Below are 19,739 nucleotides of genomic sequence, written 5' to 3'. Positions count from 1 at the left end.
GCATGACGGAGGGGTGGGCCGGCATGACGGAGGGGAAGTGGCCGGGATGCCCTCAGTGGTGGTGCGGCGGCTCAGCGGAGGCTGAGCATGAACGGGCATCCTTAATACTTCGGGTCAAGTCCAGCCTGCTTGCACAACTCATTCGCCGTGATGCGATCAAGCTGTCGATGCCGCTTAATCGGGATGACCTTGGTTCCGTTGGTATAGATTGCATGATTGGCACCTTCACGCAGCAGATAGAACCCATGCGCCTCGAAGTATCGCACAAGGTCACGCCGCTTCACCGACATGCTCGAGCTCCACGGCAACTTGTTCAAGTAAGGCGTTGCCGCGTGGTATCTCTTTGTCGAGTTTTCGGTAAGCGAGAACCATCTCGTTCAGGGCGTCCCGAAGCAGGTCGCGGCATTCCTCCAAGGTCCTCCCTTCGGTCATGACCTCGGGCCAGTCAATCAACTGACCGAGGTATCCGGAGGGGATGCTTGTGTATCTTGCGGTGTAGCTTTGAATCATTGTGAGAATCTCAACGGTTGCTTCGCCTCGCCGGCGGCGACACCCTCGGTCCATGGTCAGCATAGGCGAGTTTCACTCTCGGACTCCAGATGCGAGTTGTGCCAGAGCAGCGTGAAGTCGCCGCTGAAGCGGCGGCAGGTGTCACGATAGCGCTGCATCAGCGCTAGGGCCTCGTCACTGTAGCCCAGCCCCAGGGAACGCTCGGCGATGACGGAGCATTCCATGACGATCAGCGGGCGCTCGCGCAGTCGCAGCGGGCGGCGCTGCTGGAGGTCGTCGAGCGGAGCCTTGTTCCCAATTCGGGCGGCAGGCGCCGCAGATGTCAGTGATGATCCCAAGCAAGCGGGCGTCGATCGCCGATCAGCGTTGTCGATGTCTCAGCCAGCTCAGCATCAGCACGATCAAGCCGCTGAGCGAGAAGCTCAACGCGATCAGGGCTTTGCCCCAATGGCGATGGAGGTAGGGCCTGGCCTCGAACTGCTCAGTCAGCGAGCAGGTCCAGGCCTCATAGTTGAACGATCCCCCATCAGCGATGCAGGCCTCGGCAAGATAGGCCTCGTAGCCGTAATGGAGCCCAAGCAGAACGAGTGGGGCCAGCAACAAGATGAATCCGCCCGGTGGGGGTCGAAAGGCAGCGGTGGTCATAGGCGTCGGTCTGGGGCAGCTGACGAGTCACGCAGATCTTACCGCGCGCTTCAAAGACGATGCTCGGCGCCGCGATGGTAAGTGGCTGTCCATTTTCTACTTCCCGATGATCGCCCAACGCTGGCCCGCAAATCGGGAAGAAGTTGATGGGCAGTTTCTAAAGGCTGAACATGAGCATCCGAAGTAGTGCAGCGACCTGCGCAAGATGCCCAACTCTGCCTTGTCTCGTACCCTTTGGATTAGTTCCATGTAGCTGCCGGTTTAGGAATTTGCCCTGGACGGGCTTTGGTTTGCTGGACGTGACCCGTTCCTGGCCTGGGTCCCGGCTTCTGGGAGTTTGGCCTGGGTGGGCTTTGGTTGCTGGACGTGACCTGTCCCTGGCCTGGGTCCCGGCTTCTGGGAGTTTGGCCTGGGCGGGCTTTGGTTTGCTGGTCGTGACCTGTCCCCGGCCTGGGTCCCGGCTTCTGGGAGTTTGGCCTGGACGGGCTTTGGTTGCTGGACGTGACCTGTCCCTGGCCTGGGTCCCGGCTTCCCGGCCGGGACGACGTGTCATGAACGTTGGGCCATAGCTGCCGCACTGCCCCAACCGTTCTTTTTGGGACATTTGCTGGTGCCTGGGTGCCTGAGTGCCTGGGCGCCTGGGCGCCTGGGCGCCTGGGCACCTGGGCTCCTGGGCTCCTGGGCTCCTGGGCTCGTTTGTCTTGCTCGTGTGCGTTCATAGGTGAACGCAGAGCACTATTCGATCATCTCCGGGCGCTGCTGGCAAGGGCATGACCCCAAAAGCATGCTCAGCCGGCCGCGGCCTCCAGTGCGCGCTCGAAGCGTGCGAGGGCCTGCGGGTGCGGTTGCAGCAGGCGGCGGATCATGCGCTGCACGCGCGGGCGTTCGGCCGCCCAGGCGCTGATGGCGCGGTCGTCTGCATAGGGGACCAGCAGGTTGGCGCGCAGCGCGGTGAGCAGCTCCGGGGTCCATTGCATGGGGCAGCGCGCGGCCAGCGCCAGCCGGTAGGCGGCCAGGGTCGGCTCGACCGGCGCGACGCGGAAGGATTGCGTGAGGGCGGCCATGGCGGCGGCGCAGTCGGCCGGCGGGGTCTGCTGCAGATCAGCCAGATAGGCCCAGCTCTGTGCCTGTACCGGCTCCTGGATCAGGCTGGCGGTGATGGCCTGGCGGATGGCGCGGTCGCGCTGCGCGCGCTGCTCCAAGTCGTCCGGCGGCACCCGGCGCAGCAGCCAGGCGGCGGCCAGGCGGCGCCATTCCTGGGCACCGCGGCGCTCGGGCGGAATGCGCTGCAGGCGCGAGAGGGCCTCGCGCAGGTAGCCCTGGCCGTGCTCGGGTGAGCGGAACTGCGATTGGCGCAGCTCGTAGTAGCTGTTGGCGGGGATGCGGGTCAGTTGGGTGAGCAGTTGGTTGCCGGCCAGCAGCAGCAGCGCGACGGCGGTGATGAGCGCGAGCGCGGCGATCAGGCCGTCGCGCCCGCTCCAGCTGTCAGTGCCGGCGGCGTGGCCGGGTGCGGGGGCCTCGATGCGTTCAGGGTCAATTGCTGTAGTAGGTGCCATAGCGGCCGTAGTAGGAGGCGTAGTCGCCATAGCCGTAGTAGGCGTGCTTCTTGACGTCCACCTGGGTCAGCAGTACCCCGCCCTCCGGTGCGTGCGCCTTGCGCAGCATCGCCAGGGTGCTCTTGACGGCGTCGCGCGGCGTCGATTCCCATTGCACGAGGAGCACGGTGGCATCGACATGGTCGGTGAGCACCAGCGCATCGGCTACCGCGAGCAGCGGTGGGGTGTCGATGAGGACGAGGTCGTAGCTGTCGGCGGCCTCGTCGAGCAGGCGTTGCATGGCCGCCGATTGCAGCAGGGTCTGCGGGTGCTGGACCTTGGCGCCGGCGGCGATCAGGTCCAGACCGCTGTCGGGCTCGGTGTGCACGCAGTGGCGCCAGTCGGCGACCTCGCCTGTGAGGTAGTCCGAGACGGGCGGGGCCTCGGCCGCGGCGCCGGTGTTGGCGAGCGCCTTGCCCACGCGCCCGCGGCGCAGGTCGGCCTCCAGCAACAGGATGCGGTTGTTGCCGGCCAGGGCCAGCAGGCGCGCCATGCTGAGGCAGAAGGTGGTCTTGCCCTCACCGGCGAGCGAGGAGGTCACCAGCAGCCGCTTGGGCCTGGCGCCGCCGGCGCGGGCGTGGGTGATGGCGGTGTAGACGGTGCGCAGGGCCTCGCCGTAGGAGGAGGCGGGCTTCTGCAGCACGTATTGTGCGGGCGTGCGCCCGCGCAGCTTCAGCGCGCTGAGCTTGGGCACCATGCCGAGGCCGCGCATGCGCAGGGCCTGCTCCAGCTGCTCCGGGGTGCGGTAGCCGTTGTCGAGCTTCTCCAGCAGGAAGGCAAGGCCAACGCCGGCGCCCAGCGCGAGGATCAAGGCGATGATCAGTGACCGCTGCCGGTTGGGGAAGGTCTGGGTGCCGGGCTGCGCCGCGGAGAGGATGCGCGCATCGGGCTTCTGCAGGCCCTCCTGGGTGCTGACCTCCTTGAAGCGGTTCATGAAGGTCTCGAGCAGGAGGCGGCTGGATTCGGCCTCGCGCTCGAGTTCGCGCAGCTCGATGCGCGAGCCTTCCAGCTGCGCCTTCTTGGCCTGCAGGTCTTCCAGGGTGGCGCTCAGGTCGTCGACCCGGGCCTGGGCCAGCTCGACCTCGTTCTCGACGCTCTTGGCGATCTTGGCGATCTCGGCGCTGATGCTGCGGCGGATGTCGCGCAGCTCGGAGCGGACATTGATCACCTCCGGGTGCTTGCGGCCGTAGCGCTCGGAGAGCTCGGCGGCCTCGCGCTGGATGTCGGCCTCCTGTTGGCTCAGACGCTGGATCATGGGCGATTTCATGACCTCGCCCAGGGCTGCGGCGTTGGCCGGGCCGCTGTCCTGGATCTGGCGGTAGCGGGCCTTGGCCTCGGCGAGCTGGGTCTTGGCGGCGACCAGGTCGGCGTTGAGCTGCGCGAGCTGCTGCTCGCTGATCGTGCCTTGGTTGCCGGACTCGATCAGCGAATGCTCTTCGCGGTAGGCCTGGACCGCGCGCTCGGCGGCGACGACGCGCTGGCGCAGCTCGGCGATGCGGGTGCTGAGCCAGTCGGTGGCGCGCTGGGTGGCCTCGAACTTGGCCTCGAGCTGGTCGTCCAGATAGACCTGCGCCAGGGTGTTGGCGAGCCGGGCGGCGGTGTGCGGGTTCTCGGACTCGAACGCGATCTTGATGGTGTACGCCATGCGCGGGCTGCTGACGCTGAGCGCACTGCTGACGCGGCCGATGACGGCAGCGCGTTGGCGCTGTTCGCGCTCGGCCTCGCTCAGCGGCTCGGGCGGTTCCTCCAGACCCAGCGCAATCAACCAGTCCGAGGAGAGGTAGGTGCGCGGGTCGAGCAGCTGCAGCAGCGAGCTGTCATCGCGCAGGGCCGGGTTGAACTCGGGGTCGCGCGTCAGATTCAGCCGGTCGACGAGCTGGCTGATCAAGCGCCGCGACGAGATGACCTCCATCTCGGTCTGGATGACGCTCTCGTTGGCCGAGAGGCCGGAGATGACCGCCTGGATGTCGACGACGGCCTCGCTGCGGAACTGGAGCGTCAGCAGGGTCGAGGCGGTGTACCGGGGCGTGAGCTGGATCTGATAGATGAACGCCAGCAGGTAGATGAACAGGGCCGTGCCGAGGATGACGTAGCGGCGGCGCCAGAGGACACTCAGCAGTGCGCGTAGGTCGGGCCCGTCGCGCTCTTCGGTCGGGCCCATGGAGGTCGGGCCCAGGTGGGCGTGCGGGTCCGCCGGGATCTGGTAGGCGGGATAGGGCTGACTCCCTGGAGGCAGCGCGTTGCGTCCGTTGTCCATACGTGATCTAGAAGAAGCGCTGCTTGACGGTGATGATGTCGTCCGGCAGGACCGGGGTGGTGTTCGCAACCGAGCGCAGCACGTCGCCGTCGCGCTGGATCTCGATCTTTTGCTTCGCTGCGCGCGCGGTGAAGCCGCCGGCGATGGCCACTGCATGCAACACCGACATATCGGCGACGTAGGGATAACTGCCCGGGTTCTTGACCTCGCCGATGATGAAGAAGGGGCGGTAGTCGAGGACCTCGATGGCGACGTCGGGATCGCCGATGAAGCCGGCGCGCAGGCCCTGCTCCACCAAGTCCTCGGCCTCTTGAACCGTGCGGCCGCCGACCTCCACTGGTTCGATGAGCGGCATCGAGACCGAGCCGTTGGCGCTGACGATGTATTCGCCGGAGAGATAGGGCTCAGCGAAGACGGTGATGCGCAGCTTGTCGCCGGGGCCGAGCTGGTAGTCGGCGCCTTGGGCCGGCAGCAGCTGGGGCATTGTGAGCAGCAGCAACCCGATCCACAGCAACAGGCTGGGCCGCGGCATCCGGTGCGTGGGGCATGCTGGGAGGGTCATATATTCGGTCTCTCCATGATGTGCGGTGATCAGAAGCTCAGCCGTAGGCCGAGGTAGGCGGTGTTCTTGTCGTAGTCGGCGCTGTCATCGGTGCTGTCACGCTCGCGGTAGCTGTATTCGGCCTCGATGGCCAAGAACCGCATCAGCGTGTATTCGAGCCCGAGGCTGAGGCCGTAATCGCGGTCCTCCCGGGTGGCGCCTTCGTAGTCGCTCAGGTTGTAATCGAGCCCGGCGCTGACCTCGAGGTGGCGCAGCAGTTGGTGCTCGACGCCGAGCGTGGCGAAGGTGCCAACGATGGCCGAGGCGCCGGCCTGAGTGGTCTCGTAGGAGCGCCGCGCGAGAGTGCCTGTGAGCGAGGTCAGGCGCGTCGGTGCCCATTGGACGTCGGCGCCCAGCACGATGGCCTTGCTGCCGCTGAGGTCGTCCAGGCTGGGGTCGGCAAAGTCGCGCGGGCGGTAGCCCAGGTTGAGATCGATGCTCCAGAGCTCGCTGATGGTCTTGCTGGCGTTGAGGTCGATGGCCAAACCGTTGTTGTCGCGGTCCGGCCCGCCGAATTGGGCGGAGTCGTCGTAGTCGACGTTCTCATAGCCGACGCTGAGCGAGGCGCTGGTCTGCGGGAACGGCTCGTAGCCGAGGGTGATCGCATAGCCGCTGTCGGTGCGGTCGCGATCGGAATTGTTGATGGTGCCGCCGCCGACAGCCTCGCTATTCGAGTAGGTCAGACGCTTCACCGTGCCGCTGAGGCTGAGGGTGAAGATACTGAGGTCGCGCGAGAACTCGAGGCTGGCGCGGCGTTCGTCGAACCTCAGTGGCTCGGCGGAGGCGCCAATGTTGTCAGGCGAGGTCCGCGGGGTCTGCGCATGGCGGTACAGCAGATCGCTGGTGAGCTGGGTCCCGGCCCAGACGTCGAGCACGGTGGTGTTGGCGATGGAGTAGTCGCGGCGGTTCTCGTCCGGGTTCGCTTGGTAGAAACCGAAGCTGCCGCTGAGCTCGAAGGCGGTCTGGTGGCGGTTCCAGTCCGAGGCCAGGGTGATGACCGGGTCGATATCGGTGATGAAGTCGTCGACCTCGTCATCGGGCCGGGCGAAGATGTTGTCGTCGTAGGTCTGGCCGATGTTGACGACCGGCGTCAGCAACCAGGCGCCCAGGCGCAGGGAGCCGATGCCCCGGGCCTGCAGCGGGCGCAGCGCGTCGCTGACGTCATAGGCGATGTCGCCGGCTGTGTCCTGTGCCCGCGCGGCAGCGATGCCTAGGCCTTGAGCCGCAACAGTGATGATGATCCAGGTCGAGACGAGGACTCGCACGGGTCACCTCCTTATCATTGATCAGACAGGCTGAAGCAGGCACGCCGACGCTGTGCCGGCATCGCGCTCAATGAGCGGCCTGCGCGATGGCGTCAGGGTGCGGCCGGGCTGATGATCGAGCCGCCGCCGCCACCGCCCTCGTCGACGGCGGTCGTCAGCGTGCTGACCAGCTCAGCGGCCTCTCCGAGGCCCGGGTCGTCGCCGACCTCATCGGCGGCCTGCTCGCCCTCGGCGGCCTGCTCGCCCTCGGCGGCAGGGGCGACACCGGCCAGATCGGCTTGGACATCGGCCAACTCCTCGGCCTCGGCGACGCGCTGGTCGAAGTCCGGCACCGCGGCGCTGACGGCATCGTTGGTCTGGGCGAAGTCGACCACCTGCTGGGCGACCTCAGTCCCCGTCAGGGTCAGGCCTTGGCTCTCGCCTGAGCGTTCCGCCAGCGTGACCACGCCAACCACCTCCGCCAGGCTCTGGCCGACGACATCAGGTACGGCGTCGGCAACCGCAGGATAGGTCAGTGCACGGACCGCTGACCGGGCGACGTCGACCGCGCCCTGCGGGTTGTCGACAGCCAGCAGCCGCGCATGGGCGACCACGGCTTGCGCGGCAACGGCGGCATCGGCTGGCGCGTTCACCGCCAGGTTATCGAGCGCTTGCTGCAGGGCGGCGATCTGCTCCGGCCCAGGGCTCTCACCCAAGGCCTCGGTGATGACGTCGTCCAAGGTGCCGTCCGCGATGGCCTGGCGCAGGGTCTCGGGTGTGACGGGGGTGATCGGGGTTTGCTCTGTTCCGGCAACCTCGGCCTGGGCACCGACCGGCGCAGCGGCGGGCGCTTCTGTTGCGAGCGTGGGTTGGGCTTGGCCGCTGGTGTGCACGCCAAGCGCGATCAGCAAGCTCAGGACCGTTACAGCGATGCGTGGGTTCTTCATTGAGGCACCTTGGCTCCGGCAGTGACCGAGATTGTCAAAGTGCCTAAATTATCGACAGGCAGGGTGTTTAAGAAAAATGAAGAAGTATGTAGATATCTCCGATCAGGAGGGGTTCGGTATTTTCGTCGTGCGCGGAATGCGGCATCCTAGCGGTAGAGCCACCAGGCCTGTTCATTGGCCGCATAGATGGGTTTATAGTGGTGTACCGATTCAGCTGGAATCACCTGATCGATTTGGTTGTCCAATTGCAGTACACGGCCATGAAGCTCGACCAGGACCACGGTGTGCTGGCTGTTATGTTTAAGGTCTTCCACCACGACCAAGCGGAGCTCATCATTGCTGAAGCCGAGGGCGCGCAGGCTCATGAACTTGACGAATGCATAGTCTTCACAGTCACCGGCTTTGCGGAAGAACTCACCAGGTATTGCCCAATAATCCTCTTGGCCCCAATTCGCGGCGTCTGCAACGTATCGCCATTGATTGGCAAATTCATTCACACCGCTGACCTGGGCGGCCTTGCTCTTGAACCTGAGCGTATCGATGGTGCGCTTCCAGCGATCGTAGGGGCAGCGGCCGGCGCCGTGGCGACGGCAGTCTTGGTCGCGACGCTCCTCCGCCTCGAAACGCTCCAGGAGATTGGACCATTTCGGAATGGGCCGAAAATCCACGTACTTTTTGCCGGTCTGCGTGAAGATGCCATCGCGCTCAAAGCTATTGGCAATGGCCGGACTCGTGATCAACATTTGGCCGATGCAGATCAACGCAAAGAATCGCCATTGAGATGGCCGCTGCTTCCGCCTGGAATCAGCAGTACTGAACGCGCGACTGAACGCGCGCATACGCCTGATTGGCGCAAAATGAATCACGGGCAGGTTCTCGGTCTTCGGCTCTAATCAAACGATTCGGCCGAAGCGAGTTCCGCTTGAGTGATCAGGCGAATGAGTGTGCGTAGATTGTGACGGAGTGCACAGTTTGGGCAGCTTGTTGGGCGGCTTGTTGGGCAGCTTGGCGCTTGGTTCAGCAGTTCGATGGAGCGTGGCGATGTGGGGATGGATGACGGATGGTCGGCGTACCGCGCGCCCGGAGCCGGCGCGCGCGCCCGAGGAGATGCGCCTGTATGTGGTCGGCGATATCCATGGGCGTGCGGATCTGTTGGAGCCGTTACAGGCGCGGATCGAAGCCGATGCGGCTCGGTATCCGGATCGGGATCGGTGGCTGATCTACTTGGGCGACTATGTGGACCGCGGCCCGCAGAGCCGGGAGGTCTTGGAGTGCTTGAGCCGGCCACCGGCGGCAGCACTGAACCGCTGCTGCCTGATGGGGAATCACGAGCAGGCGATGCTGGGCTTCTTGGCTGATCCGCTGGCCGGAGCGCACTGGCTGGAGTTCGGCGGGTTGGCGACGCTCAGCTCGTACCAGGTGGCGCCGCCGACCCCGGATGCCGACGGGCTGCTGGAGGCCGCGGCGGCATTGCGGGCGGCGCTGCCGGCGCATCATCTCGCGTTTCTGGAGCAGCTCGAGCTCTCACGCCGGTTTGGTGATTATCTCTTCGTGCATGCGGGGATTCGCCCGGGCGTGCCGTTGGAGGCGCAGGCGCCGCAGGACCTGCTCTGGATTCGCGAGCCCTTTCTGAGCGCTCGCAAGCCGCATCCACTGATGGTGGTGCATGGCCATCACGTGAGCGTTGCTGTTGATGTCCGCGCGAATCGGATCGGCGTGGACACCGGTGCCTATGCCACCGGTCGGCTCAGCTGCCTGGTGCTCGAGGGAACCGGGCGTTGGCTTTTGGATACGCGCGAAGGCGGGCCGCGGCCGTTGCCCGATTAGAGGTTCATTCAAGGAGTCGCTTAATGCTCAGTTCCGCTGTCTTGTCCCACTCCGCCTTACGCCGTCGGCAGGCGCCGACGCGCGGTTTGTCGTTCTGGCTATTCGCGGCGTTGCTGGTGCTCAGCCCCCTGCCCTTTGGCAGCGTCTATGCGGTGTGGCCGGCGCTCTATGGGGTGGTGGTGGCGCTGGCGGTGGTGTCGTTCGTGCTGCAGCGCCGGCACCGCGGGCGCGGTATCACCCTGCCGCAGCCGCCGGTGGTGGCGGCCAGCGCGCTGGCGCTGGGGGTGATCCTGTGGGGCTACACGCAGGGTCTGCCGGGGCTGTTCCCAGGGCTCGAGCATCCGGCCTGGGCGCAGACGCGCAGTCTGCTGGAGCGCCCGGAGCTGGCCGGGGCGTTGTCGCTGGTGCCGGAGCGCTCGCTGCAGGTGGCGACCCACTTCCTCACCTTCCTGGTGTTCGCCTGGCTGGCGTTCTGGCTGTGCCGGCGCGGCCGCAACCGGGAATTGCTGCTGCGTCTGTTCATTGCGGCGCAGACCAGCTATGCGGTCTACGGGCTGGTGGTCTATTTCGCCGGGTTCGAGTCGTTTCTGTGGTTCGATGATATCGTCGGCGCCGATCTGGTGCGTTCAACCTTCATCAATCGGAATAACTATGCGACCTATGTCGGCCTTGGGACCTTGACGGCGCTGGCGCTGATCCTGCGCTATCTGCGGCAATTGGCCAGCCGCGAGACCGATCGGCGCGCGCGGTTGCGCAGTTTCATCGAGGATGTGAGCACCACCGGTTGGCCGCTGGTGATCGCGGCCGTGGTGTGCTTCCTGGCGCTGCTGCTGAGCGAGTCGCGCATGGGGCTGGTGGCCTTCCTGGCCGGCCTGACGTTGCTGTTGTCGGGGTGGAGCTTGCGCTTGCCGACCGGACGCACACGGACGCTCGGGCTGGCACTGGTGAGCCTGCCGCTGGTGTTGCTGGCGCTGAACCTGTTCCTGAGCGGGGATCAGACCGCGGCGCGCTTTGCGCACCTGTTCGAGAACGGCGACCTGCGCTTCGAGGGGTATGCGCTGATGCAGGAGGCGATCGATGAGCGGCCTTTGCTCGGCTATGGGTTGGGGAGTTTCGAGTCGGCGTTCCGGCTGGTGCGCGATGAGACCATTCCGGCGATCCTTCGGCGCGGCCATAACGACTACCTGGAGCTGGTGATGGAGCTCGGCTGGCCGGCGACCATTGCGCTGATGGGCGCGTTTGCGCTGCTGTTGGGCACGGCGTTGGTGATGAGTGCGCAACGCCAGGAGCTGGAGCTGGCGCTGCTCTTCGTGGCCGCGACGGTGCAGGTGGGCCTGCACGCGCTGGTGGATTTCAGTATGCAGATGCCGGCGGTGGTGCTGGCCTATCTGTTCCTGGCCGGCGCGGCCTTCGGGAGCGCGCCGCAGCGCTCAGGCCATGCCCGTTAGGGCAAGACAGCGGAGATCCCAAGACCGATTATCGCTGCCTGCCGTGGCCATGAGGCTGGCGTCCGCCATGGCCGTGAGGTAGGAGCCCGCTTGCGGGCGATCTTCACCGACGCGAATGCGGTCTGGTCGCCCGCAAGCGGGCTCCTACGGGGCTGAGCGTCTGGCTGCCCGCAAGCGGGCCTACAGCCTGAAAGACCTGGTCGCCGGCAAGCGGGCTCCTACAGGGCTGAGAGTGGACGATTCCTACAGCGCTGAAAGCCAGGTGGCAGGAAAAGGGGCTCGCTACCTCCGACGCGATGCACGAGCGAGGCGCTGATCGATCGGCGCTTGCCGCGTGGACCATGATGGTCAATCAGGGCTCACTAGGCGCAGCAGGCGCTGATCTGGCGCTGCGGGATGCTGACGGTGACCTTGCGATGCAGCAGCTCAATGAGCAGGTGGGCGCGCTGCTCCCCGTGCGGTGCCTGGAAGATGGCGTTGAGGCCGGCGAAAGGGCCGTCGAGGATGCGGACCTCTTGGCCAGCGTGCAGTTCGCGGGGATCGGCAGTCTCGGCGCAGCGCTGCGCGATGGCGTCGATCAGGTGGTCGGCGATCGGGACCGGTTCACTCCCAAAAGCCACCAGCCGCGCGACGCCGCGGGTGGAGCGCACCGGAGACCAGTTGTCCACCCAGCGCTGGAGGCGGATGAAGAGGTAGTTCGGGAACAATGGCTCCTCGACGAAGCAGCGCTGCTTACGCTGGACGCGCTCGACGGTGATGCGCGGCAGGAAGACCTGGTAGCCCTGTTGCTCGAGGCAGTTCTGGGCACGCTCGGCCTGGCGGGGCTTGCTCTGGACGACGTACCAGCGCGGTTGATGATGGGGAAAGGTTTTCATGGGTTGGGGGGCTCGTCTTGACTTTGCCGATCACAGCACTGTTTGCAGGGCAAGGCGCCGCTGCAGACGGCGGCGATAGCGCCCGCTGTAGACGCGCGGGACATGGCTCTGCATGAGCACATAGCCGGCAAAGACGAGCAGCGCGGCATAGAACAGCACCGGCTCTGGTGCGCCGAGCTGCCAGGCCATGAGGGCGCCGGCAGCAAATAGGCTGGCCAGCGTCAGGATGACGACCAGGGCGATACGGGGGTGACCAAGGACGCGGGTGAGCATGTGATGCAGATGACTGCGATCCGCCTTGAACGGGGAGCGCTTGCGCAGCATGCGCCAGCTCATGACGTTGAAGACATCGAGCAGCGGGATGGCGACCAGCCAGAGGACGATGACCGGTGCCAGATTGGATGCGGCAGCGGTCTGCCCTGCTGCGGCCGCGGCCGGCTGAGTAGCGCTGATCAACGCCCAACCAACGAGATAGCCGAGGAGCATGCTGCCCGCGTCGCCCAGGAAGATCTTCTTCTGGCGTAGCCTCCCGATGCCGAGATTGCATGCCAGGTATGGCAGCAATGCTGCGCAGACGATGGGCAGCGGGAAGACACTGCCCGTTGCACCAGCGGCGCCGACGATGCAGAGGCTGATGAGCGCGATCAAGGCGAGTCCGCCGGAGAGGCCATCGATGCCGTCGATCATGTTGAAGGCGTTGATGAGGCCGACGACGGCGATGACCGAGAACGGCACCGAGAATGCGCCGAGGTCGATGGTACCGAAGCCGAGCAGGTTGCCGAGGCCGGTGACCTCGATGCCGGCGCCCAGGACCAGGATCAGGGCAGCGCCGGTCTGGGCAAGGAATCTGAGCTGGTAATCGAGGTTGAAGCGGTCGTCGAGGCCGCCGACGACGACCAACAGCGCGGCACCCAAGAGTGCGATGCCGGTCTGCTCCGATGAGGGTAAGGTGGCCAGGTAGGCGGCGAGCAGACCGGCGGCGATACTCAGACCGCCGATGGGGGGAATAGCGCGCTGGTGGAGCTTGCGCCGGTCGTCAGGGTGATCGATCAGTCCGAGGCGCGGGGCCAACGGGTGCAACGCAAAGATCGCGATTAGACTCGTGCCGGCGGCAACGCATGCCCCCAGCGCAACGCTTAGACTCTGCATCGTTGTCACATCCTTACAAAACGGTGACTGTTGCGGGCGGTACTACTGCCTTCCAATGGACGTTGCAGAATGGAGAATCTGCTGCACAAACCAGAATTTTGGAGTAGGACCCTGAGTGCATTATGCACCGGATCGACAGGCTTTAGGTGCAGCAGATCGTGTGAAAATCTTAAAGAATTATGTAGAGAAGACCCTCCTCTTTCATAGAACTTCATATTCGCCGGTGAGCATTTCTCAACCGACCCAGTGCCTTCACACTAATTCATCTTGATGTTCCCGCAGGCGGAATGGCGCGATGCTCGGACCCGGCTAGCCTGCGAGTTTGACGAGGTGTTCCTCTTTGAACTGGGCCCGCTGCTCAGCCGAGCCCGGGTCATAGCCGTTGGCGCTCATCTTCTTGACTAGCCAATTCGGTAGCCGCCCGCGGAGATAGGTGTTGTTAGGATTGTCCGGGTCCGCATAGCGGGCATAGCTGGCGTTGGAAGCGCCTGACTTGTCGCTGCGGGATTTACGGCCGAACACGAGACTGACGATCTCCTCGATGTCGTGGCCGCGCTCCTTGATCATTGCCTTGATCTCGTTGCCCAGCTCGCGCTTTTCTTCTTCGCGGCGCGCCTCGAGTGCGCGAGCGAGTGTCTGCTCTTTTGCGGCCAGTTCCTCAAGCTCAGCCTCCAGCTCTTCGGCGCTCAATTCTTCATAGTTCTTCATCAATTCGCTCCTCATACACGTGATGGGCGTTTGCTGGTATAAGATGTTTCGTGCGAATCATTCCTGCCTTGAAAAAATATTTCAAGTACCCGGCCGAATGCTGATGCTGACTACCCATTGATAGCATTGCCCAATCTGACAAACCGATCCACGAGCAAGTCTTAGGACACCTTGGTCATGTCAGTCTCCGACCGGCAGCGAGGACCTGATGGCTTTCCACAGTGCCAGCAGGTCTTGGATGGCCTACCCGTTGGGATCGTCTTTCAGAACGCCCAGGGTGAGATCAGAACCGCCAACACCGCAGCCGAGCGGATGCTCGGGGTCTCACTGGAGCAGCTGCGCGGCAAGACGCTGATCAGCGCAGACTGGCGTACCCGCCAAGAGGACGGAACGCCACTCTGCGGCGATCGGCACCCCATTATGGTGGCGCTGCGCACTGGCGAGACGGTCGCCAACATCGTTCTCGGCGTGCTCAATCCCGAACGCCGGGCGCATGTCTGGCTCAACGTTGGTGCGATCCCGATTCGCAACCCGAGCAATGGTGCGCTCGAGGGCGTCTACACCTGGCTGGAGGATCGCTCCCTCTCAACCGAGCCGCTCTCGGAAGACCCACGCGGCGCACTGGCGGCTCAGGACGAGGGCGCATCAGCAGCGCCGAGCCCGTCCGCGGCGTCGGAGGTCGATGGATTGCATCGCTCGGCAGATGCTCAAGAGGGTGCGCGCGGGCGCTCGATCGCCACTGACGACACCGCGGTGGAGGTCGGCTCACGCACGAGCGATGAGGCCTTGCTGCAGAGGCAGTTCGCGCTGTTGGCCCACACCGAGCGGATCGCTGCTGTTGGAAGCTGGGAATGGGAGGTCGCGACCGACACCATGACCTGGTCTCAAGGGATGTTCCGTCTCTTTCAGCTCGACCCAGCTGCCGGCACACCCTCCGCCGCTGATCAGGCGCGCCTCTTCGCAGCGGGGGACTGGCACCGGCTGCGCTCGGCTGCGGAAGAGACCCTCCGGTCCGGAACCGCCTATGCATTGGAGCTAAGGGTCATCCGCCGGGATGGTGAGAGGCGGGTGTGCCTAGCGCGAGGCGCGCTCGCTCGCGCCCACGACGGAGGCAGCACACATCTGATCGGGTCGCTCCAAGACATCACTGAGCGCAAACAGCGCGAGCAGAACAACCGCCTGAATGATCTCAGGCTGAGACTGGCCCTGAGCTCCGCGCGGATGGGGGTGTGGGAATTCGATATTCGCACCAAGCTCCTGTACTGGTCCCCCGAGATCAACCGCTATTTCAATGTCGGCGCACAGGAACCGACTGAAGCGGTTTTCCTGACTCAGATCGTGCATCCAGAGGATGCGCCGGCCGTCAAGGCACGCATGGACGCGGCGATCGCAGCACGTTCACGCTACGTGATGGAATATCGGATCGGGACGACGGCGGGCCGTTGGATCTTGGATCAAGGGGAGGTTATCTGCGACGAACATGGCGAGCCGGTACGCGTCATCGGCACCTCGATGGACATCACCACCCGCAAGCAGGCCGAGGAAGCGCTGCGCGCAAGTGAGCGCCGGCTCGTGCAGATGGCCTACACCGATGCGTTGACGGGCCTGCCCAACCGCTTGCTGTTCGAAGACCGCCTGCGCCAGGCGATGGCGCAGGCTCAGCGCGCGGAGCGCACCATTGCGGTCGGGTATCTCGACCTCGATGGCTTCAAGCCCATTAACGATACGTACGGCCACGCCGCGGGGGATCAGTGCCTGATCGTCATGGCACAACGCCTGAAGCAGATATTGCGCGAGGGCGACACCTTGGCCCGGCTCGGCGGCGATGAATTCGCCGTCGTGCTCGTGGATCTCCGCGACAACGAGGCGAGCGCGCCCTTCCTGGACCGCTTGCTCGCAGCAGCGGCCGAGCCCGTGCGGATTGCCGAGACCAATCTGCGCGTCACCCTGAGCCTCGGCGTCACCTTCTTCCCGCAACCGGACGCGGTCGACGGCGTCGAACTGCTGCGGCAGGCCGATCAAGCGATGTACCAGGCCAAACTAGCCGGTAAGAATTGCTGTCGCCGCTTCGCAAGGAAATCACGCTGACCAAGGCGCCCGGCTAATGACTCGTCCGCGTCGTGACAGCCATTCGCCTGATCGCCGGACAGAAAGCGCCGGAACAGTCAGCACCGATGGGTTCAGCCTGTCCGGAAACCAGGGCGAGTGACTTCGTCAATTTTCGGCACGGCAGAGCGGAGGGTCGGGTGACGGAGCCCAATGCTTGGCTTGCAGCCTATCCCGGAGAGCTTGCTCCCGCGCTCCCAGCACGCCGCAAAGGCAACAGTAGCAGCAGGCCCAGGAGCATGGCCGCGGCAGCCAGATAGAGGACGGCATCGAAGCCAAAACGACTCGCCAGCACACCGGCGCCGAAGGCGGCGGCGACGCTGGCGAGCGCCGTGGTGGAATTCAGGATGCCCACCGCCTCGCCCTCGTTCATCGTGGAGAGCTGCGCCGCCCAGGCCGTGCCGGCGACGATCAGCGGCGACCAGGCCACCGGCAGCAGCAAGAAGGCGAGCGGGCCCAGCAACGCTAGCCCCACCGGCTGCCAGAACGCCAGCGCCGCCATGGCGCCGACCGAAAGCAGGCTCATGAGACTGCCGATGAGCACCACCGCACCGTCGCCGATGCGCTGGCCGAGGATGCCGGAGGGGGCGTAGGCGAAGACGCCGATGCCGGCGCCAACGGCGTAGTAGACGGACGAGACCCCGGCGCCGACGCCATAGACCTCTTGCATCAGCAGCGGATAGAGATTGTAGATCAGCCAGGTGCCGAGCATCACGAGCAGCCAGCACAGCATGAACAGCGCATAGGGGCTGCGCAGATCCGCAAGGAAGCGTCCCAGCAGCGCGCCGGTGGCAGGCCCGATGTGACCATGCGGCAGGATCTGCCGCGGCGGGGCATGGCGGCGGGAGGTGGCATCGTCGCTGATCGACGCCCCGCGCTTCAGGGTCTGCGCTGCCGCAGCGGCCGCGCCAAGGCCAGCACGCCGTCCACGGGGTGTCCCGAGCAGACCGATCAGCAGCCCCGGCAGCATCAGCGCCGCCGACGCCAACATCCCCCAAGCCGGCGCCTGCTGAAGCAATGCGGCAAGTCCCAGCCCGGCCGCCTGACCGATGCCATAACAGGTTTGCATCCAGCCGATACGCCGGTCCCATTCGGCCTTGGGGCGGAATTCCACGATGAACATGGATGCCACCGTGTTGGTGGCAGCCACACCGAGGCCCTGCATCAGCGCCAGGATGAACCACTCCAGCACCGTCTGCGCGAGCGGGAAGAGCCCGAGGCCCACGGCCAGTAGCAAGTAGCCGGCGGCGTAGATGAGCCGATGTCGCCCACTGCCGTCTGCGAGCGCACCGAACATGGGCGCTGTCAACTGGCCGATGTAGAGCGCCGCGACGACAAGCCCCGCCTGAGCCGGGCCAGTTGCGTCGCCGACGATGAGCGGCAACAGGATGGGTGCGGTGCCGAGCACCACCACTCCCTGGAAGGCGTAGCCGCCGTACCAGGGGGACATGGATGCAAAGGGTTCCCGGGCCATCAACAACTCCAAACTACCTGGCAGATCATCAGGGCGTGACCCTGCCACAGGCGTCAGCCGTTGTCGACGGACCCGCAGCGCAGGTACGACAAACCAACACCGATCTTCTCTGCGAGCGCAGCACACACCCACAGTTGCCGCCACGTCTCCTCAGGTTGGAGACTCAAGCGATCAACAAACAGCGGCTGAAGGATAACGCGGCCTGGCGCAGAAGCCGCGTCGCAAGAGGCTACGGGAGCAATGCGTCCTTGGGATAGACGCTCAGCAACGCCGTTGCCGCGATCCATCCACCACGAACTCGAACGTCGCACTGATATCCGCTACGTCGGCGTGCTCAGGCCGGTCGGGTTCAACGAAACGTCGCAACGACTCAACCAGCGAGTGCCGCAAATCGTCCCGCAACGAGGCCAGGTAGGCCTGCAACGTCTCGCCTGAATCAAGGGGGCTTGTCTGGCTGTCCATCGAAGGCCTCATCAGAACGCTGTGAACGAGTTCACAAAAGTCTAGACCATGCAACGAGCCGACTCTATTGATCTAGGTCGGCATTGAGGGGTGTTCTGCAGCGCCTGCCCGGTTTGAACAGGCGCTCGACCGACTCCGGCTCAGTCGAAGCGAGCCAGCCCCCTCAGCACAAGGTCCGGATGCTGCTCGAGTGGGGTGTCGAAGAGCGTGGCGATCCGCTCGGCATCGCCACCGGTCAGGATGAGACGCGGGGGCACGCCGGTCTGCTGCTCGAGCCGGTGTACTAGGCGTTCCGCGACGGCGACCGGCGCTTGCAGGCTAGCGCCGGCGATGGCCGGGCCGGTGTCTTGGCCCCAGATGCCGGGGTGATCCTGGGTCTGGTGCGACGGCAGCTGGGTACGTTGCAGCAGGCTGGAGCGGAGCGTCGCAATGCCGGGCAGGATCTGACCGCCCAAGTGGGTGCCATCGGCCAGCAGCCCGTCGAAGGTGATCGCGGTGCCGACGTCGACAATGAGGATGGCAGCGGCCGTGTCCGCACGATGACCTGATCCATTCGCGGCGGCCGCTGGCGTTGGCAATGAGTGCGCTGCAACCAAGGCCAAGAATCGATCGACACCGAGACGGGATGGCTCGGCATAGGCGATGCGGACCCCATGCGCCTGGACGCCGGTCTCGATTCGGACGACTGGACAATTCCAGCAGGCGCGCGCGGCGGCGATGACCGCTTCGAAGACGCCTTGGGGCCCGACGCTGGCGACGAGCACCTTGCTGACCCTGGCGATCTGCTCCCAGCTCGCAATGACATCGATTGGCAGCGCCTCGAAATGGCGTGCCGAACGCATCGGACCGATCTCGCCATCCTGATAGAGCGCCCACTTGAGGCTGGTATTGCCGATATCGATCAGCAGTTTCATGGGTCAGGCCCTGCCATGATCAGCCCCCGCGCGCGCTCAAGCTCATCGGCTTCAGCTCGTCGGTCTCCTGGAGCCAGCGCCGAAATCGGTTGGCGTCGCCGATCGGCGTCAGCTGCCCCTGGGCATTGAGAAAGATGGCGTAGATACGCCGGTTCTCGACCACGGCTTGCATGACGAGGCAACGCCCCGCCTCATTCAGGTAGCCGGTCTTGGAGAGCTCCACCTTCCACCGCTCATCGCGGGTCAGCGGATTGGTGTTGCGATAGGGCAAAGGCCCCCGATGGGCATGCGGCTCGACCTCGGTCTCCCCTGTCGAGGTGATCTCGCGGATCAACGGGTATTGGGCAGCCGCGTTCACGAGGCGCACCAGGTCCTCAGCGGTCGACTGGTTCGCGGCATTCAACCCGCTCGCGTCGGCGAAATTGGTGTCGTGCATACCGAGCGCCCTCGCCTTCTCATTCATCGCCTCGACGAACGCCTCGGTACCGCCCGCGAAGGTCGTCCGACCCAAGGCCGCCGCCGCGCGATTATCGGAGGAGATCAACGCCGTTCGCAGTAGATCCAGCCTGGAAAGGCGCGCTTCACCAATGCGCAGCCGAGAACGGCTCCAGCGCAGCCGATCGCGATCGGCCTCGGTGATGGTGATACGGTCATCCAATGGCACATCGGCATCGATCACCACCATCGCCATCATCAGCTTCGTGATCGATGCGATCGGCCGGACCTGTTTGGGGTTGCGCTCGAACAGCCGATTGCCCTCATGATCGATGATCAACGCAACACCGGAGCGGATCTCGAGACTCGCGGCCGACGCTGGCGGCACGCCGAGGCTAGCCAACGCGATCAGCGCAATGGTGAACAAGAGGCAATAACGCGAAGACATCCGAGATGGTTGGTTGGCAGATCAGATTCGATCAAGACGGAAACGTTGATATGGCCATTCCGCCTGATCGCCGGACAGAAGGCCCCGGAACAGT

General features: G+C 64.9%; 20 protein-coding genes. 3 read left to right on the top strand and 17 right to left on the bottom strand.

Features of this window, described 5'->3' with window-relative positions; genetic code table 11:
- Positions 1–101: 101 nt before the first annotated feature.
- From CKO40_RS25415 to CKO40_RS15585, 10 genes are all read right to left on the bottom strand, one after another.
- A complete protein-coding gene (locus CKO40_RS25415; protein ID WP_200347248.1) occupies positions 102–290 on the bottom strand; it encodes a type II toxin-antitoxin system HicA family toxin in 189 nt (62 codons plus the stop codon).
- Entirely contained in the window at positions 271–510 is a 240-nt protein-coding gene (locus CKO40_RS15625) for a type II toxin-antitoxin system HicB family antitoxin (protein WP_200347246.1), read from the bottom strand. The genes CKO40_RS25415 and CKO40_RS15625 overlap by 20 nt, the downstream gene beginning before the upstream one ends.
- Positions 511–566: 56 nt before the next feature.
- The gene (locus CKO40_RS15620) at positions 567–734 is read right to left on the bottom strand and encodes a hypothetical protein (RefSeq protein ID WP_200347244.1); all 168 of its coding nucleotides are present in this window, start codon (positions 732–734) and stop codon (positions 567–569) included.
- 136 nt (positions 735–870) lie between these two features.
- The gene (locus CKO40_RS15615; protein WP_207173676.1) at positions 871–1,155 is read right to left on the bottom strand and encodes a hypothetical protein; all 285 of its coding nucleotides are present in this window, start codon (positions 1,153–1,155) and stop codon (positions 871–873) included.
- Between the two features lie 788 nt (positions 1,156–1,943).
- Positions 1,944–2,711 (bottom strand): hypothetical protein, encoded by a 768-nt coding sequence (locus tag CKO40_RS15610; RefSeq protein WP_200347242.1) that lies wholly within the window; start codon positions 2,709–2,711, stop codon positions 1,944–1,946.
- Entirely contained in the window at positions 2,689–5,007 is a 2,319-nt protein-coding gene (locus CKO40_RS15605; RefSeq protein ID WP_200347241.1) for a GumC family protein, read from the bottom strand. Before CKO40_RS15605 ends, CKO40_RS15610 begins: the two co-directional genes overlap by 23 nt.
- 7 nt (positions 5,008–5,014) lie before the next feature.
- Entirely contained in the window at positions 5,015–5,569 is a 555-nt protein-coding gene (locus tag CKO40_RS15600) for a polysaccharide biosynthesis/export family protein (protein ID WP_200347240.1), read from the bottom strand.
- 29 nt (positions 5,570–5,598) lie between these two features.
- On the bottom strand, positions 5,599–6,873 hold the full coding sequence (locus tag CKO40_RS15595; protein ID WP_200347239.1) for an outer membrane beta-barrel protein: 1,275 nt from the start codon (positions 6,871–6,873) through the stop codon (positions 5,599–5,601).
- 92 nt (positions 6,874–6,965) lie between these two features.
- Complete coding sequence (locus tag CKO40_RS15590) at positions 6,966–7,799, bottom strand: hypothetical protein (protein ID WP_200347238.1); 834 nt, start codon at positions 7,797–7,799, stop codon at positions 6,966–6,968.
- A 146-nt stretch (positions 7,800–7,945) separates the two neighbouring features.
- Positions 7,946–8,665, bottom strand: coding sequence for a transglutaminase-like cysteine peptidase (locus tag CKO40_RS15585; RefSeq protein ID WP_200347236.1), 720 nt, complete (start codon positions 8,663–8,665; stop codon positions 7,946–7,948).
- A 175-nt stretch (positions 8,666–8,840) separates the two neighbouring features.
- On the opposite strand from CKO40_RS15585, the gene CKO40_RS15580 reads away from it, so the two are divergent.
- On the top strand, positions 8,841–9,626 hold the full coding sequence (locus CKO40_RS15580; protein ID WP_200347234.1) for a metallophosphoesterase family protein: 786 nt from the start codon (positions 8,841–8,843) through the stop codon (positions 9,624–9,626).
- A gap of 23 nt (positions 9,627–9,649) precedes the next feature.
- Positions 9,650–11,074 carry an O-antigen ligase family protein gene (locus CKO40_RS15575; RefSeq protein WP_200347232.1) on the top strand — a complete coding sequence of 475 codons (1,425 nt, stop codon included), beginning with the start codon at positions 9,650–9,652 and terminating at the stop codon, positions 11,072–11,074.
- A gap of 362 nt (positions 11,075–11,436) precedes the next feature.
- On the opposite strand, the gene rfaH is transcribed toward CKO40_RS15575, so the two are convergent.
- The 3 genes from rfaH to CKO40_RS15560 form a co-directional block, all read right to left on the bottom strand.
- Positions 11,437–11,949 carry a transcription/translation regulatory transformer protein RfaH gene (rfaH, locus tag CKO40_RS15570; RefSeq protein WP_200347230.1) on the bottom strand — a complete coding sequence of 171 codons (513 nt, stop codon included), beginning with the start codon at positions 11,947–11,949 and terminating at the stop codon, positions 11,437–11,439.
- Positions 11,950–11,979: 30 nt separating this feature from the next.
- Positions 11,980–13,098 (bottom strand): undecaprenyl-phosphate alpha-N-acetylglucosaminyl 1-phosphate transferase, encoded by a 1,119-nt coding sequence (locus CKO40_RS15565; RefSeq protein WP_200347228.1) that lies wholly within the window; start codon positions 13,096–13,098, stop codon positions 11,980–11,982.
- A gap of 309 nt (positions 13,099–13,407) precedes the next feature.
- Positions 13,408–13,806 (bottom strand): H-NS histone family protein, encoded by a 399-nt coding sequence (locus CKO40_RS15560; protein ID WP_200347227.1) that lies wholly within the window; start codon positions 13,804–13,806, stop codon positions 13,408–13,410.
- A gap of 177 nt (positions 13,807–13,983) precedes the next feature.
- On the opposite strand from CKO40_RS15560, the gene CKO40_RS15555 reads away from it, so the two are divergent.
- Complete coding sequence (locus CKO40_RS15555; protein WP_200347226.1) at positions 13,984–15,894, top strand: diguanylate cyclase domain-containing protein; 1,911 nt, start codon at positions 13,984–13,986, stop codon at positions 15,892–15,894.
- Between the two features lie 187 nt (positions 15,895–16,081).
- Here the strand turns inward: CKO40_RS15555 and CKO40_RS15550 are convergent, their stop codons facing one another.
- The 4 genes from CKO40_RS15550 to CKO40_RS15535 all read right to left on the bottom strand — a co-directional run bounded on the left by CKO40_RS15550 (position 16,082) and on the right by CKO40_RS15535 (position 19,645).
- Positions 16,082–17,386 (bottom strand): MFS transporter, encoded by a 1,305-nt coding sequence (locus tag CKO40_RS15550; RefSeq protein ID WP_200347224.1) that lies wholly within the window; start codon positions 17,384–17,386, stop codon positions 16,082–16,084.
- A gap of 261 nt (positions 17,387–17,647) precedes the next feature.
- Entirely contained in the window at positions 17,648–17,848 is a 201-nt protein-coding gene (locus CKO40_RS15545; protein ID WP_200347223.1) for a hypothetical protein, read from the bottom strand.
- 140 nt (positions 17,849–17,988) lie between these two features.
- The gene (locus CKO40_RS15540) at positions 17,989–18,762 is read right to left on the bottom strand and encodes a type III pantothenate kinase (RefSeq protein ID WP_200347222.1); all 774 of its coding nucleotides are present in this window, start codon (positions 18,760–18,762) and stop codon (positions 17,989–17,991) included.
- Between the two features lie 19 nt (positions 18,763–18,781).
- A complete protein-coding gene (locus CKO40_RS15535) occupies positions 18,782–19,645 on the bottom strand; it encodes a serine hydrolase (protein WP_200347221.1) in 864 nt (287 codons plus the stop codon).
- Positions 19,646–19,739 lie beyond the last annotated feature (94 nt).

It is taken from the genome of Halochromatium glycolicum (genome assembly GCF_016584085.1).
Lineage (GTDB): Bacteria > Pseudomonadota > Gammaproteobacteria > Chromatiales > Chromatiaceae > Lamprobacter > Lamprobacter glycolicus.
This window is presented reverse-complemented; position numbering and strand designations above follow the sequence as displayed.